This is a genomic window from Pseudacidovorax sp. DMC4 (assembly GCF_056314265.1).
Genome location: NZ_JBQUYR010000001.1, coordinates 179,184 through 193,520 on the forward strand (window position 1 = coordinate 179,184; position 14,337 = coordinate 193,520).

14 protein-coding genes are annotated in these 14,337 nt (G+C 71.3%); 12 read left to right on the top strand and 2 right to left on the bottom strand.

All coding sequences use genetic code 11. The features are described 5' to 3' along the window. Window positions 1–9: 9 nt before the first annotated feature. Both ACT54X_RS00835 and ACT54X_RS00840 read right to left on the bottom strand, forming a co-directional pair. A complete protein-coding gene (locus ACT54X_RS00835; RefSeq protein ID WP_294366271.1) occupies window positions 10–441 on the bottom strand; it encodes a type II toxin-antitoxin system VapC family toxin in 432 nt (143 codons plus the stop codon). Continuing rightward, a complete protein-coding gene (locus ACT54X_RS00840) occupies window positions 438–695 on the bottom strand; it encodes a type II toxin-antitoxin system Phd/YefM family antitoxin (protein WP_294366273.1) in 258 nt (85 codons plus the stop codon). Before ACT54X_RS00840 ends, ACT54X_RS00835 begins: the two co-directional genes overlap by 4 nt. 186 nt (window positions 696–881) lie before the next feature. On the opposite strand from ACT54X_RS00840, the gene ACT54X_RS00845 reads away from it, so the two are divergent. The 12 genes from ACT54X_RS00845 (at window position 882) to ACT54X_RS00900 (ending at window position 14,336) form a co-directional block, all read left to right on the top strand. Continuing rightward, the gene (locus ACT54X_RS00845; protein ID WP_294366275.1) at window positions 882–1,340 is read left to right on the top strand and encodes a MarR family winged helix-turn-helix transcriptional regulator; all 459 of its coding nucleotides are present in this window, start codon (window positions 882–884) and stop codon (window positions 1,338–1,340) included. Further along, window positions 1,337–3,316, top strand: coding sequence for an FUSC family protein (locus ACT54X_RS00850; RefSeq protein ID WP_476344500.1), 1,980 nt, complete (start codon window positions 1,337–1,339; stop codon window positions 3,314–3,316). The genes ACT54X_RS00845 and ACT54X_RS00850 overlap by 4 nt, the downstream gene beginning before the upstream one ends. A 118-nt stretch (window positions 3,317–3,434) precedes the next feature. Beyond that, entirely contained in the window at window positions 3,435–4,619 is a 1,185-nt protein-coding gene (locus ACT54X_RS00855; RefSeq protein WP_476344502.1) for an acetyl-CoA C-acetyltransferase, read from the top strand. A gap of 96 nt (window positions 4,620–4,715) precedes the next feature. Next, window positions 4,716–5,561 carry an ABC transporter ATP-binding protein gene (locus ACT54X_RS00860; protein WP_476344504.1) on the top strand — a complete coding sequence of 282 codons (846 nt, stop codon included), beginning with the start codon at window positions 4,716–4,718 and terminating at the stop codon, window positions 5,559–5,561. Then, window positions 5,545–6,270: an ABC transporter ATP-binding protein gene (locus ACT54X_RS00865; RefSeq protein WP_476344506.1), complete on the top strand. Its 726-nt coding sequence runs from the start codon at window positions 5,545–5,547 to the stop codon at window positions 6,268–6,270. Before ACT54X_RS00860 ends, ACT54X_RS00865 begins: the two co-directional genes overlap by 17 nt. A gap of 167 nt (window positions 6,271–6,437) precedes the next feature. After that, the gene (locus ACT54X_RS00870) at window positions 6,438–7,310 is read left to right on the top strand and encodes a branched-chain amino acid ABC transporter permease (protein WP_058640558.1); all 873 of its coding nucleotides are present in this window, start codon (window positions 6,438–6,440) and stop codon (window positions 7,308–7,310) included. Window positions 7,311–7,315: 5 nt separating this feature from the next. Then, window positions 7,316–8,323 carry a branched-chain amino acid ABC transporter permease gene (locus tag ACT54X_RS00875; RefSeq protein ID WP_476344508.1) on the top strand — a complete coding sequence of 336 codons (1,008 nt, stop codon included), beginning with the start codon at window positions 7,316–7,318 and terminating at the stop codon, window positions 8,321–8,323. A 39-nt stretch (window positions 8,324–8,362) separates the two neighbouring features. Beyond that, window positions 8,363–9,187 (top strand): enoyl-CoA hydratase-related protein, encoded by an 825-nt coding sequence (locus ACT54X_RS00880; protein WP_294366287.1) that lies wholly within the window; start codon window positions 8,363–8,365, stop codon window positions 9,185–9,187. A 131-nt stretch (window positions 9,188–9,318) separates the two neighbouring features. Then, on the top strand, window positions 9,319–10,533 hold the full coding sequence (locus ACT54X_RS00885) for an ABC transporter substrate-binding protein (protein ID WP_476344510.1): 1,215 nt from the start codon (window positions 9,319–9,321) through the stop codon (window positions 10,531–10,533). 37 nt (window positions 10,534–10,570) lie between these two features. Beyond that, window positions 10,571–12,220, top strand: a complete 1,650-nt coding sequence (locus ACT54X_RS00890) for a long-chain-fatty-acid--CoA ligase (RefSeq protein WP_476344512.1) — start codon at window positions 10,571–10,573, stop codon at window positions 12,218–12,220. Window positions 12,221–12,249: 29 nt separating this feature from the next. Then, on the top strand, window positions 12,250–13,131 hold the full coding sequence (locus ACT54X_RS00895) for a thioesterase family protein (protein ID WP_476344514.1): 882 nt from the start codon (window positions 12,250–12,252) through the stop codon (window positions 13,129–13,131). 122 nt (window positions 13,132–13,253) lie between these two features. Continuing rightward, window positions 13,254–14,336, top strand: coding sequence for a CaiB/BaiF CoA transferase family protein (locus ACT54X_RS00900; RefSeq protein ID WP_294366294.1), 1,083 nt, complete (start codon window positions 13,254–13,256; stop codon window positions 14,334–14,336). Window position 14,337: the final 1 nt, after the last annotated feature.

Below are 14,337 nucleotides of genomic sequence, written 5' to 3' on the forward strand. Positions count from 1 at the left end.
TCAGAAAAGTCAGGGCAAATCATGCACTGAACGCGCAAAGGGATTGAACACCTCGACGGCCAGCGCCTTGAAGTCCGCCACGTTGCGGGTGGCCACGGTCAGGCCATGGATCTGTGCGGTGGCGGCGATCATGGCGTCTTCGTAGAGCGTGTCGGACTTCCGGTGCATCAGCCGCGCCCAGACCCGGAAGGCCGCGGCGTCCATGGGCAGGACGTTGTAGGCGCTGGCGATCTGCGCGAGCCATGCCTCGATCTCCTGGGCCTTGGCCGCATCCTGCTCCTTCGTCAGCTCGATGCCGGCCTGGATCTCGCCGAGCGAGACCGCCGAAAGATGCAACTGCGCATCGTCCAGGGACTTCAGCCAGGCGACCACCCCGCCGTGCGGGCGCAGGCGGCGCAGTTCGGAGACGACGTTGGTGTCGAGCAGGTAGCCCTGCGTCACCGCTGCGGCTCCACCTTGCGCCTGCGCGCCTGGCCGCGAGCGGGCACCAGCAGATCGGTGCGGCCGTCGTCCGACAGCAGCAGCTGCTTGAGCGACGGACGCGCCGCCGACTGCAGCCGGCGCCATTCCTGCACCGGCACCAGCACGGCCGCTTCGGCGCCACGGCGGGTCACCATCTGCGGGCCTTGCGCCAGGCAGGCATCGAGGAATTCGCTGAACCGCGCCTTGGCGTCCTGGACGGGCCATGTGTGCATCGAAAAGCTCCCCTGTTGAACTGGTCAGACAACTAGTCTGTCAGCGGAGCCTCGTACTGTCAAACGACAGACCTCGCCGCCTGCTCCTCGGCGGGACTTTCGCCCATCGGCGGGCGGCCGGCCCGGAGTCGGGATCGATCCCCTCCAAATCGTTGGGATCCAAATGATTGGCCTATCATCCGCCCCATGAATGACGACACCCCCGCCCTGCCCCGCCAGCGCTTCGGCATGCGTTTCGTCGTGCTGGCCCGTCGCTGGCGCCGGGCGCTGGACGCGCAACTTGCCGCCCTGGGCCTGACCGACGCGGGCTGGCCGCCGCTGATGTACCTGGCCGAGGCGGGCGGCGGGCTCACGCAGCGGGAGCTGGCCGAGCGCATCGGCATCGACGGCTCCAGCCTGGTGCGGCTGCTGGACCAGCATGCCCGCGCCGGCTGGATCGAGCGCCGCGACGATCCGCAGGACCGCCGCACCTGGCGGCTCTTCCTCACCCGCGACGGGCGCGCGGTGGTGCGTCGCATCCAGGCGGTGCTGGACCGGGTGGAAGGCCGCATGCTCGCCGGGCTGGACGATGCACAGCTGCAGGCGCTGCTCGATGGCTTTGACCGCATCGGCGAAGGCATCGCAGCCCTGGAGTCCGGAGCATGAGGGCCCCCCCGGCCGTTTCGGCCGCCGGTGCCCCTTCCTTCGAACGCCTCGCGCGCCGCCTCGGCTTCGAGCCTGCCCGCCTGGCGTTCACCCTGCGCACCGCGGCCGGCTCGGGCATGGCGCTGCTGCTGGGGGGCCTGCTGGGCCTGGACCATCCCCAATGGGCGGCCATGACCGTTTGGATCGCGGCGCAGCCGCTGCGCGGCCACCTGATCGAGAAAAGCCTGTTCCGCCTGCTGGGCACGGCCGCCGGTGCCGCCTATGGCGTCGCGCTGGTGGCCCTGGGCCACGGCTCGCCGGCGGTGCTGGTGCCCGGGCTGGCGCTGTGGGCCGGGCTGTGCGCCGGGGCAGGCCAGCTGCTGCGCGGCTTCGCGAGCTACGGCACTTTGCTGGCCGGCTATTCGGCGGCGATGGTGGCGCTGCTCGACGCCAGCCATCCGACGCACATCGCGGCCTTCGGCCTCGACCGGCTGCTGACCATCGGCCTGGGCGTGGTGGTGGCGCTGGCCGTGAGCCTGCGCTTCGCTGCCCGGCCGCCGGCCGATGCGCTGCACCTTCGCATGCGCACCCTCTGCCTGGATCGGCTGCGCGAACTGGCCGCCTGGGCGCGCACCGGCGTGCCGCTCGCACACACGGCGCGCGACACCCAGCTGGCCGAACTGGCGCGCCTGGAGGAAGGGTTGGAGCTGCAGGTCGCCGGCCGCCTCGATTCCCGTCGCGAGGTGCGCGCGCTGCGCCAGGCGCTGACGGCCCAGGTCGGCTTGCTGCTGTGGTGGCCGGGGGCTCAGGCGCCCGCCCGCGCCGATGGCGCCGCGCTGGCCGATGCCCTGCAGGCCACGCTCGATGCCGCCGTCGCCGGCCGGCCGGTGGGTCCTCCGCTCCTTCAGGCCGCCGCGGTCGCCGAAGCGCAGGACGCCGAACTGGCTGCGGTGCTGCGTCGCCTCGGCGCGGCGGCCGTGAGCATCGAAAGCGCCGCAGCTTCGCCGACGCAACGCGGCGCCGCCAGCGGCCCTGCATCCTGCGCGCAGCCGCAGGCAGCCTTCGAACCGACCGCCGTGCTGCACCGCGACTGGATCGCCGCCCGCGAGACCTTCCTGCGCTCCGTGCTCACGCTCGGCCTCATCGGGGTGCTGTGGCTGACGACCGGCTGGGCCGCGGCCCCGCTGCTCATGCTGGGCGTGGCGGTGATGACCACGCTCTTTTCCACCGCCGACGACCCGGCGCGGATCATGCGCTCGGTCTTCTGCGGCCAGTTGCTCGGTGCCGCCGCGGCGCTGTCGGTGCAGGCCCTGCTCTGGCCGTGGGTGGACGGTGCGCTCGGGCGGTTGCTGATGTGCCTGCCGCTGGTGCTGGCCGGCGCCTTCGTGCTGGCGCATCCACGCACGGCGCGCTTCGGCTTCGACTTCAACCTCGTCGGCCTGCTGCTCCTGCAGCCCATGCATGCCCGGGCGTTCGCCTGGTCGACGGGGCTGGCCGAGACGGCGGCGGTGGTGGCCGGGCCGCTGGTGGCGCTGGCGGCCTTCCGCCTCGTCTTTCCGCCGGGCGGCCGGCGTCGCTATGCGCAGCTGTCGGCGCTGATGCGGGCGGAGGTCGCGGCCATGGCCACACAGCCGCAGGCCTGGCAACGGGCCGCGGTGTGGCGGGCCCGATTGCAGCACCGCGTGCTGCGCCTGGTCCGCTGCGCCGACTCGGCCGGGCTGGCACCGGGGCGTGCCGCACGGGAAGGCCTGGCCGTTCTGGCCACCGGGCAGGCGGTGCTCGCGCTCGGGCAGATGCTGGCGCAGGACGCATGGCCCGACGCCGACCGCCGCCGCGCACAGGCCTGGCTGCGTCGGCTGGCGCGGCCCGTGCGCAGTCCGGCGCAGGCCCACCGCCGAGGCCGCCTGCTGGCGCGCGATGCCTTGCGGCTGGACCCCGGGTCCGGGCTGGCGTCGGCGCTGCAGCACGCCGCCCGGGCGCTGGCGCAGGCGGGCTGAGGTACCGCCGCGCCTCTCGGCCACCGAAATTCGTCGCTTCGGACGAGCGACGCCGCCGCCCTCGCCGCCCAGAATCCACGCGGACTTCCGACGAACCGCATTGGAGACTGGAGACACCATGGCAGAAGCATTCATCGTCGCCGCCACCCGCACCGCCGGCGGCCGGCGCGGCGGCAGACTCTCGGGCTGGCACCCGGTGGACCTGGCTGCCCAGGTGATCGACGAGCTGGTGCGCCGCGCCGATGCCGATCCGGCCCTGGTCGAGGACGTGATCATGGGCTGCGTCAGCCAGGTGGGCCAGCAGGCCACCAACGTGGCGCGCAATGCGGTGCTGGCCTCGTCGCTGCCCGAGTCGGTGCCTGGCACGTCGGTCGACCGGCAGTGCGGCTCCTCGCAGCAGGCGCTGCATTTCGCGGCCCAGGCGGTGATGAGCGGCAGCATGGACGTGGTGATCGCCGCCGGCGTGGAGAGCATGTCGCGCGTGCCCATGTTCACGCCCAACGCCCTGCCGCTCAAGGCCGGCCTGGGCGGCTACATGAGCCCGGCCATGCAGAAGCGCTACCCCGGCGTGGAGTTCAGCCAGTTCATGGGCGCCGAAATGATGGCCAAGAAGTACGACCTCTCGAAAGAGCAGCTCGACGTCTACGCGCTGCAGAGCCACCAGCGCGCCGTGGCCGCGACGAACGAAGGTCGCTTCGCCAAGGAGATTCTGGCGGTCGAAGCCCGCAGCGCCGAAGGCGGCGCCGAGGGCGAGGGCCAGCCGCATGCGGTGGACGAGGGCATCCGCTTCAACGCCACGCTGGAGGGCATCGCCGGCGTCAAGCTGATCCAGGAGGGCGGCCGCTGCACGGCGGCCACCGCCAGCCAGATCTGCGACGGCGCCACCGGCGTGATGGTGGTCAACGAGCGCGGCCTCAAGGCGCTGGGCGTCAAGCCGCTCGCGCGCATCCACCACATGACGATGATCGGCCACGACCCGGTGATCATGCTGGAGGCGCCCATCCCCGCCACGCAGCGCGCGCTGCAGAAGGCCGGCATGAAGATCGACGACATCGATCTGTTCGAGGTCAACGAGGCCTTCGCGCCCGTGCCCCTGGCCTGGCTGCAAGTGACGGGCGCCGACCCGGCGCGCCTGAACGTCAATGGCGGCGCCATCGCCCTGGGCCATCCGCTGGGCGCCTCGGGCACCAAGCTGATGACCACGCTCGTCCATGCCCTGCACGACCGCGGCGGCCGCTATGGTCTGCAGACCATGTGCGAAGGCGGCGGCATGGCCAACGTGACCATCGTCGAGCGGCTCTGAGCGCACGCTGACGCCGGGGCCCGTCAGCGAGGCCCCACGGACCGGCGTGCGCGGCGCGCGCCGGCCCTTCCATCACAACACCAGGGCAGGACTTCCATGACCCAGGACTTCGGAGACAGACACGCCGCCGCCACGCCCCTGCTGCGCATCGAGGGGCTGTCGGTGCGCTTCGGCGGCATCGTGGCGCTCGACGGCGTGGGCTTCGACGTGGCCGCCGGCCAGGTCTGCGGCCTGATCGGGCCCAATGGCGCGGGCAAGAGCACGCTGTTCAACTGCCTCTCGCGCCTGTACGGCTGGCAGGCCGGGCGCATCGCGTTCGCCGGCCGCGCGCTGGACACGCTGCCGCGCCACCGCATGGCGGCGCTGGGCATCGGCCGCACCTTCCAGAACCTGGCGCTCTTCGCCAGCATGACGGTGCGCGAGAACGTGCGCGTGGGCACGCACACCCACCAGCATGCGGGCTTCCTGCGCGACGCGCTGCGCCTGCCCGGCGTGCGGCGGCTGGAGGAGGAGGCCCAGGCGTGCACAGAGGAATTCATCGCCCTGCTCGACCTGGGCGCCGTGGCCGACCGCCGCGTCGCCGACCTGCCCTTCGGCACCCAGAAGCGGGTCGAGCTGGCACGCGCCCTGGCGGCGCGCCCCCGGCTGCTGCTGCTGGACGAGCCTGCCTGCGGCCTCAACCACGAGGAGCTGGAGGGCCTGGGCGACCTGATCCTCGCGCTGCGTGCGCGGCTGGGCCTGACGGTGCTGCTGGTGGAGCACCACATGGGTCTGGTCATGCGGGTGAGCGACAAGGTGGTCGCACTCAACTTCGGCCGCAAGATCGCCGAGGGCACGCCCGAGGCCGTGCGCCGCCATCCCGAGGTGGTCCGCGCCTACCTGGGCGACGAGGGTGCCGCCGAGCCGGCCCTGGAGGTGCGCCAGCATGCCCGCGCTGCTTGAGCTGCGCGGCCTGCATGCCGCCTACGGCCCCACCGCCGTGCTGCACGGCATCGACCTGGACGTGCCCGAAGGCCGCGTCACGGCGCTGCTGGGTGCCAACGGCGCGGGCAAGACCACGCTGCTGCGCGCCATCTGCCGGCACATGGTCTCGGTGCGCGGCGAGGTGCGGCTGGCCGGCGAGCGCATCGACGGCCGCAGCACCGAGCAGATCGCCCGCCTGGGCGTGGGCCATGTGCCCGACGGCCGCGGCACCTTCGCGCACCTCACGGCCGAGGAGAACCTGCGCCTGGGCGCCCAGGCCCGGCCGCGCCATCCGGGCCGCGCGGCCATGGCCGAGGCGCTGGAACGCATCTATACCTACTTTCCTCGGCTGAAGGAGCGGCGCGCGCAGCAGGCCGGCACCCTCTCCGGCGGCGAGCAGCAGATGCTGGCCATCGGCCGCGCCCTGATGGGCGAGCCGCGCCTGCTGCTGCTGGACGAGCCCTCCTTCGGCCTGGCACCGCTGGTGGTGCGCGACATCTTCGCCATCATGCGGCGCATCAACCGGGAGCAGCGCATGGCCATCCTGCTGGTGGAGCAGAACGCGCGCCTGGCGCTGGAACTGGCCGACACCGCCTACCTGCTGGAGACGGGCCGCATCGTGCTGCATGGCACGAGCGACGAGGTGGGCCGCAACGACGCGGTGCGCCGCGCCTACCTGGGAGGCTAAGAAGGTGTGAACGAACCCGTCATGCCCGCTCGTCCTGCCAAAGCACGCCCACTCCGCGTTGCAAATGCTCGCCATAGCCCGAGCTATGGCTGCGCTTTGCGCCTTGATCGGCCGCGTTTTGGCAGCCCGCTCGACCACGCCGGATTCATTCACACCTTCTGAGAACCATGGACGCATTCCTGCACCAGCTCTTCGCGGGCCTCGCCACCGGCGGCATCTATGCCACCGTCGCGCTGGCACTGGTGATGATCTACCAGGCCACGCACCACATCAATTTCGCCCAGGGCGAGATGGCGATGTTCTCTACCTTCATCGCCTGGTCGCTGATGCAGGCGGGGCTGCCCTACTGGGCGGCCTTCTTCGCCACGGTGGCGCTGTCCTTCGTGGTGGGCGCGGCGGTCGAGTTCGCCATCATCCGGCCGATGCACAAGGCCACCGACCTGGCACAGGTGGTGGTCTTCATCGGGCTGCTGGTGGTCTTCCACAGCCTGGCGGGCTGGCTCTTCGGCTACACGATCAAGGAGTTCCCGAGCCCCTTTCCCAAGGACGCCTGGTACGCCAGCGCACTGATGTCCGCGCACGAGGTGGGCGCCATCGCCGTGGCGCTGGCCATCGTGGCGCTGCTCTTCGGCTTCTTCCGCCTCACGCCGCTGGGCCTGGCCATGCGGGCCGCGGCGCAGAACCCGGCCTCGTCGCGGCTGGTGGGCATTTCGGTGGGCCGCATGCTGATGCTGGGCTGGGGCCTGGCCGGCGCCATCGGCGCGGTGGCCGGGATGATGGTGGCGCCGGTGGTCTTCCTCGACCCGCACATGATGACCGGCGTGCTGCTCTATGCCTTCGCCGGCGCGCTGCTGGGCGGCATCGACAACCCGGTGGGTGCGGTGGTGGGCGGCTTCCTGGTGGGCGTGCTGGAGAACCTGATGGGCAGCTACGTGGTGGGCACCGAGCTCAAGCTCTCCGTGGCGCTGGTGCTGATCGTGGGCGTGCTCATCGTGCGGCCGGCCGGCCTCATGGGCCGGCGCATCGTGAAGAGGGTCTGAACGTCATGTCCACCTTGCTCAGCTCCGATGCCATGCCGCCGAAGGCGGCGCCCGTGAGGCGGCGGCTCTCGCCCTCATCCGTCTTCGCGCTGGCGTTGATCGTGGCCGGCGTCGCGCTGGCCTTCATCGCGCAGGGCTACCAGCTCTTCCAGGCCACCATGGTGCTGGCCTATGCGGTGGCGCTGGTGGGGCTGAACATCCTCACCGGCTACAACGGCCAGATCTCGCTGGGCCACGGCGCCTTCTATGCCATCGGCGCCTATGCGGCCGGCATCCTCATGGACCGTGGCGGCGTGCCCTACTGGCTCGCAGTGCCGGCCGCGGGCATCGTGAGCCTGGGGGTGGGCTACCTCTTCGGGCGACCGGCGCTCAAGCTCGAAGGCCTGTACCTGGCGCTGGCCACCTTCGCGCTTGGCGTGGCCATGCCGCAATTGCTCAAGTACAAGCATCTGGAGGCCTGGACCGGCGGCGTGGGCGGCATCGTGCTGACCAAGCCTGAAGCACCCTTCGGCCTGCCGCTGGATGCCGACCAGTGGTTCTACCTCTATGCGCTGGCGGTGGCGGTGCTGCTGTTCTGGGGCGCGCGCAACCTGATCGACAGCGGCAGCGGGCTGGCGCTGCGGGCCATCCGCGACCACGGCATGGCGGCCGAGGCCATGGGCGTGAACAACGCGCATGCCAAGTCCATGGCCTTCGCCGTCTCCGCCGGCTACACCGGCGTGGGTGGCGCGCTGGCGGCCATCGCGGTGCAGTTCGTGGCGCCGGACTCCTTCACCTTCTTCCTGTCCATCTCGCTGCTGGTGGGCATCGTGGTGGGCGGCGTGGGCACGCTGTGGGGGGCGCTGTTCGGCGCGCTGTTCATCCTCTTCGTGCCGGGTCTGGCCGAGCAGGTGTCCAAGTCCGCGCCCTGGGCCGTGTATGGCGTGGTGCTGATCCTCTTCATGTTCGTGATGCCCGGCGGGGTGATGGGGCTGCTGCACCGGCTGCGGGCCCGGCTCGCGCGCCGTGGCTGAGCCCTCTTCGCCTCGACCTTCAACGCCCAAGGAAACCGCATGACCGCCGACACCGACACCGTGCTCCGCCTGCATCGCCACGACGAGGTGGCCGTGCTCACGCTGTGCAACACCGCCCGCCTCAACCCGCTGGGCATCGGCCTGCAGCAGCAGTTGCGTGCGCGGCTGGCCGAGCTGGCCGCCGATGCCGGCGTGCGCGCCCTGGTGCTCACCGGTGAGGGCAAGGGCTTCTGCGTGGGTGCCGATCTGCAGTCCATGGGCGGCGTGCCGGCCGGCGATGGGCGCTCGCTGGGCGCGCACACGGCGGACACCATGCATGCGCTGTCCAACCGGCTCATCCTCGACCTGCAGGCCCTGCCCATGCCGGTGGTCTGCGCCGTCAATGGCGCGGCGGCGGGTGCTGGTGCTGGCCTGGCGCTGGCGGGCGACTTCACGCTCATGGCCCGCTCGGCCTACTTCTTCCTGCCCTTCCTGCCGCGGCTGGGCATCGTGCCCGACCTGGGCACCACGTGGTTCATCGAACGCCGGCTGGGCCGCGCACGGGCCATGGGCCTGGCGCTGCTGGGCGAGCGCCTGTCGGCCCAGCAGGCGCTGGACTGGGGCCTGGTGTGGGGCTGCGCGGACGACGCCGCGCTGCAGGACGAGGCGCTCGCCCTCGCCCGCCGCCTGGCCCGCCTGCCCGCCCATGCCGCGATGGAGGCGCGGCACGCCCTCGACGCCGCCGCCACCGGCAGCCTGGCCGACCAGCTGCACTACGAGGCCGAGCGCCAGCGCGAACTGATCGACGGCGCCGCCTTCGCCGAAGGCGTGCGTGCCTTCGTGCAGAAGCGCGAGCCCGTGTTTCCGCCCCGCAGCGCACGCTGACTGCGAAGGCATCGGCCCAATCGTCGGAACCGACGATGGGCACCGGCAGAGGCGATTCCTACCATCGCCTCGCGACCCCGCACCAAGGCCCACACCACACAGAACGGGCCGACGACAACCAGGAGACAACCATGCGCCTTTCCATCGCACGCGGCCTGGGGGCCGCGCTTGCCACCTTCTCGCTGCTGGCCCTGGCGCCTGCCGCGCAGGCCCAGAAGAAGTACGACACCGGGGCCAGCGACACCGAGATCAAGGTCGGCAACTTCGTGCCCTACTCCGGCCCGGCCTCGGCCTACGGCACCATCGGCAAGACCCATGCGGCCTACTTCGCCAAGCTCAATGCCGAGGGCGGCATCAACGGCCGCAAGATCAGCTACCTGTCGGCCGACGACGCCTACAACCCGGCCCAGAGCGTGGAGCAGACCCGCAAGCTGGTCGAGCGCGACGGCGTGCTGCTGATGTTCGGCGCGCTGGGCACCTCGCACAACCAGGCCGTGCAGCGCTACATGAACCAGCGCAAGGTGCCGCAGCTGTTCGTCTCCACCGGCGCCACGCGCTGGGGCGACCCCAAGAACTTCCCGTGGACCATGGGCTGGCAGCCCACCTACCAGCTCGAAGGCGCGCTCTTCGCGCGCCACATCATGGCCAACCGGCCCAATGCCAAGGTCGGCATCCTGATGCAGAACGACGACTTCGGGAAGGACTACCTCAAGGGCGTGATGGACGGCTTCGGCGACAAGGCCAGGCAGTTCGTCGTGAGCCAGCAGACCTACGAGGTGACCGACCCGACGGTGGACAGCCAGATGGTCGCGCTCAAGGGCTCGGGCGCCGACACCTTCATCAACATCACCACGCCCAAGTTCGCGGCCCAATCCATCCGCAAGGCGGCCGACATCGGCTGGAAGCCGGCCCACTACCTGGTGAGCGTGTCGCTGTCGATCAGCTCCGTCATCAAGCCGGCCGGTGCCGACAACGCGCAGGGCATCATCACCGCCACCTACCTGCGCGAGCCCTCGGACCCGAGCAACCAGGGCACGCGCGAGCTGGCCGACTACCTGGCCTTCATGAAGCAGTACTACCCGGCGGGCGACCCGAACGACTCGCTCAACGTCATCGGCTACTCGCAGGCCCAGACGCTGGCCGAGGTGCTGCGCCGCTGTGGCGACGACCTGACCCGCGCCAACGTCATGAAGCAGGCCGCGAGCCTGAAGATGGCGCTGCCCATGCTCTACCCGGGCGTCACGCTCAGCACCGGCGCCGACGACTTCTTCCCCATCAAGAAGATGCAGCCGGTGCGCTTCGACGGCACGCGCTACGTGCCCTTCGGCGAGCTGCTTGGCAGCTGACGCCACCGCACCGCAACCGCATCCAGGAGACACCGCCATGTCCGAACCCCTCTTCGGCCTGATGCAGGACCGCCCGCTGCTGATCTCGTCGCTCATCGAGCATGCGGCGCGCTTCCATCCGCGCACCGAGATCGTCTCGCGCCTGCCCGAGGGCGGCACGCACCGCACCGACTGGCTGGGCGTGCGCAATGCCGCCTGCCGCATCGCCAACGCGCTGCAGTCGCTGGGCATCCAGCGAGGCGAACGGGTGGCCACGCTGGCCTGGAACAGCTGGCGCCACCTGGCGCTGTACTTCGGCGTCTCGGGCACGGGCGCCGTGCTGCACACCGTCAACCCGCGGCTCTTTCCGGAGCAGATCGAGTACATCGCCAACCATGCCGAAGACCGCGTGCTGTTCTTCGACGTCACCTTCGCGCCGCTGGTGCAGAAGCTGGCGCCGAAGCTCAAGACCGTGAAGACCTACGTCTGCATGACCTCGCGCGAGCACATGCCCGCGCTGGACCTGCCGGACCTGCGCTGCTGGGACGAGCTGCTCGCCGCCCAGAGCGAGCGCTACGACTGGCCCGACTTCGACGAGCGCACGGCCTCCTCGCTCTGCTATACGTCCGGCACCACCGGCAATCCCAAGGGCGTGCTCTATTCGCATCGCTCGACGATGCTGCACACGCTGATGGAGCTGGCGCCCGATACCTTCGGCATCAGCTCGCGAGAGACGGTGATGCTGATCGTGCCCATGTTCCACGCCAACGGCTGGGGCACGCCCTATGCGGCGGCCATGGTGGGCACGCGGCTGGTCTTCCCGGGGCCGCACATGGATGGCGAGAGCGTCTACACGCTGATGCGTGACGAACGGGTCACCTTCTCGCAGGGCGTGCCCACGGTGTGGCTGATGCTCTTCCAGTACCTGGACGCGCACCCCGAGATCGACCCGCGCGCGCTGGGCGTCAAGATGATCGGCATTGGCGGCGCCGCCGTGCCGCGCGCCATGCTGGAGCGCTTCGAGAAGCAGTTCGGCGCGCAGGTGGTGCAGGGCTGGGGCATGACCGAGACCAGCCCCATCGGCGTCATCAGCAAGCTGCTGCCCAAGCACGACACCATGGCCGAGGACGAACTGGTCAAGGTCAAGCTCAAGCAGGGCCGCGGCGTGTGGGGTGTGGACCTCAAGCTGGTGGACGATGCCGGCGAGGTGCAGCCCTGGGACGGCCAGTCGCGCGGCCACCTGCGCGTGCGGGGCCCGTGGATCGCCTCGGGCTATTTCAAGGGCGAGGGCGGTTCGCCCATGGACGACGAGGGTTACTTCAGCACCGGCGACGTGGCCACCATCGACACCGACGGCTACCTGCAGTTGGTCGATCGGGCCAAGGACGTGATCAAGTCCGGCGGCGAGTGGATCTCGTCCATCGACGTCGAGAACGCGGCCATGGGCCATCCGGGCGTGGCGGAGGCGGCCATCATCGGTGTGGCCCATCCCAAGTGGCAGGAGCGTCCGCTGCTGCTGGTGGTGCCGCGCGCGGGCCATCAGCCCACCAAGGAATCGGTGCTCGACTTCCTGTCGACCCGCATCGCCAAGTGGTGGCTGCCCGACGACGTGGTGGTGGTGCCCGAGCTGCCCCACACCGCCACGGGCAAGCTGCTCAAGACGCGGCTGCGCGAGCAGTACCGCGACTACCAGCTGCCCACGGCATGAGCGGTGTTGGCGCCCCTCCTCACGAAGCCATGCGCCGCCAGGGCTGGCGCCAGGCGCGCGAGGCCTACGGCTGGCACACGACCCTGGCGCCGCGCCATGCCGACCTGGACCTGCTGCGGCACCTGAACAATGCCGCGGTGATCGGCCTGCACATCGAGGCGCGCATCCACTGGCTCGATGCGGTGCTGCCGCAGGCTGCGGGCGATGGCCTGCGCCTGCGGCCCGCCGGGCTGTGGACGGACTTCCTGGCCGAGGGCGCCTATCCCGAGGCGCTGGAGGCTGGCGTGGCGCTGCCGTGCGTCGATGCCGAGGCGGCCCACATCGCCACCGCCCTCTTCCAGCAGGGCCGCTGCATCGGCCTGCAGCACACCGAGCTGGCGGCCTGGCAGGACGGCGAGCGCGTGCCGCTGCCCGCGGCGCTCGTGCAGCAGCTGCGCCTGCACGAACAGCCGCGCCCCTTGCCCGCGCAGGTGCATGCGGCCTTCGGTGCGCCCGCCAACCAGGCCATCGAGGAGCTGCTGGCCACCCGGTATGCCGATGTCGACGCCGAAGGACTGCTGTCGGACGTGGCGCTGGCCCGCTACCTGGAGCACGGTCGCTCCCGCTGGTGGCTGGATGGCGGCACCGATCCCAGCCGGCTTCCGCTCACGGGCGGCGTCGACGTGATGGTGGCCCACATCGCCCTGCGCGTGCACCGCGCCACGCCCGTGCCGGTCACCTGGCGCCTGCGCACCGGCGTGCAGGCGCTTGGCCGCAGTTCGGTGGCGCTGCGCTGCCGCCTGTTCGACGGCGTAGCACTGCAGGCCGACAGCGAAGCCGTGCTGGTCGCCATCGATCCCGCCACGCACCGGCCCGCACCGCTGCCCGACGCGGTGCGCGCACGCTGGTCGGCGCTGCTGCCGGCCCCCTGAAGCGCGACGCGGCACTTTCGTCCGTTCCGACGATTCCGGCTGCGGCGCCGGCTGCGCCATGATCGGGGCAGGGACCGGCGACAAGGCCGGCCCGCGCCATGCACACACAAGGAGACAACGCGATGGCAGGTCCGCTCCACGGCGTCCGGGTGGTCGAGTTCGCCGGCCTGGGCCCCGGCCCCTTCTGCGCCATGCTGCTGGCGGACCTGGGCGCGGAGGTGCTGCGCATCGTCCGCCCCGGCGTCGCGCCCGATCCGCAGGACATCACCACCCGCAGCCGCCGCCAGGTGGCCATCGACCTGCGCGGCCCCGACGGCCAGGCGGCGGCGCTGGCCCTCATCGACAAGGCCGACCTGCTGGTGGAGGGCTTCCGCCCCGGCGTGATGGAACGCCTGGGCCTGGGCCCCGACGACTGTCTGGCCCGCAACCCGCGCCTGGTCTACGGCCGCATGACGGGCTGGGGCCAGCATGGCCCGCTGGCCAAGGCGGCGGGCCACGACATCAACTACATCGCCATCAGCGGCGCGCTGCATGCCATCGGCCGCGCGGGCGAGGCGCCGGTACCGCCGCTCAACTATGTGGGCGACTTCGGCGGCGGCGGCATGCTGCTGGCCGTGGGCCTATTGGCCGCCCTGCACGAGGCCGGCCGCAGCGGTCGCGGTCAGGTCATCGACGCGGCCATGACCGACGGCACCGCCCTGCTCTCGGCGTTCATGTACGGCTTCAAGGCCAAGGGCCAGTGGAGCAACCAGCGTGGCGAGAACATGCTCGACGGCGGCGCCCACTTCTACGACACCTATGCCTGCGCCGACGGCAAGTACGTGGCCATCGGCGCCATCGAGCCGCAGTTCTATGCCGAGCTGCGCGAGCGCTGCGGCATCCACGATCCGCTCTTCGACGGCCAGATGGACCCGGCCCGCTGGCCGCTGCTCAAGCTGCGCCTGGCCGACGTGTTCCGCACCCGCACCCGCGACGAATGGTGCGCGCTGCTCGAAGGCACCGACGCCTGCTTCGCCCCGGTGCTGGACTGGGACGAGGCGCCGCAACATGCCCACAACCGCGCCCGCGGCACCTTCACCGAGGTCGATGGCGTGGTGCAGCCGGCGCCCGCGCCCCGCTTCTCGCGCAGCACGCCCACCGAGCCCGCCGCACCGCAGGCGGCCAGCCTGGACGAGGTGCTGGCCGCCTGGGGCGCGAAGGTCTGAC

Bases quoted from the DNA above. Each gene is read 5' to 3' on its own strand.
- ACT54X_RS00885 (WP_476344510.1), top strand. From the start codon at position 9,319: ATGCGCCTTTCCATCGCACGCGGCCTGGGGGCCGCGCTTGCCACCTTC.
- ACT54X_RS00865 (WP_476344506.1), top strand. From the start codon at position 5,545: ATGCCCGCGCTGCTTGAGCTGCGCGGCCTGCATGCCGCCTACGGCCCC.
- ACT54X_RS00880 (WP_294366287.1), top strand. From the start codon at position 8,363: ATGACCGCCGACACCGACACCGTGCTCCGCCTGCATCGCCACGACGAG.
- ACT54X_RS00845 (WP_294366275.1), top strand. From the start codon at position 882: ATGAATGACGACACCCCCGCCCTGCCCCGCCAGCGCTTCGGCATGCGT.
- ACT54X_RS00850 (WP_476344500.1), top strand. From the start codon at position 1,337: ATGAGGGCCCCCCCGGCCGTTTCGGCCGCCGGTGCCCCTTCCTTCGAA.
- ACT54X_RS00900 (WP_294366294.1), top strand. From the start codon at position 13,254: ATGGCAGGTCCGCTCCACGGCGTCCGGGTGGTCGAGTTCGCCGGCCTG.
- ACT54X_RS00860 (WP_476344504.1), top strand. From the start codon at position 4,716: ATGACCCAGGACTTCGGAGACAGACACGCCGCCGCCACGCCCCTGCTG.
- ACT54X_RS00895 (WP_476344514.1), top strand. From the start codon at position 12,250: ATGCGCCGCCAGGGCTGGCGCCAGGCGCGCGAGGCCTACGGCTGGCAC.
- ACT54X_RS00875 (WP_476344508.1), top strand. From the start codon at position 7,316: ATGTCCACCTTGCTCAGCTCCGATGCCATGCCGCCGAAGGCGGCGCCC.
- ACT54X_RS00890 (WP_476344512.1), top strand. From the start codon at position 10,571: ATGTCCGAACCCCTCTTCGGCCTGATGCAGGACCGCCCGCTGCTGATC.
- ACT54X_RS00840 (WP_294366273.1), bottom strand. From the start codon at position 695: ATGCACACATGGCCCGTCCAGGACGCCAAGGCGCGGTTCAGCGAATTC.
- ACT54X_RS00870 (WP_058640558.1), top strand. From the start codon at position 6,438: ATGGACGCATTCCTGCACCAGCTCTTCGCGGGCCTCGCCACCGGCGGC.
- ACT54X_RS00855 (WP_476344502.1), top strand. From the start codon at position 3,435: ATGGCAGAAGCATTCATCGTCGCCGCCACCCGCACCGCCGGCGGCCGG.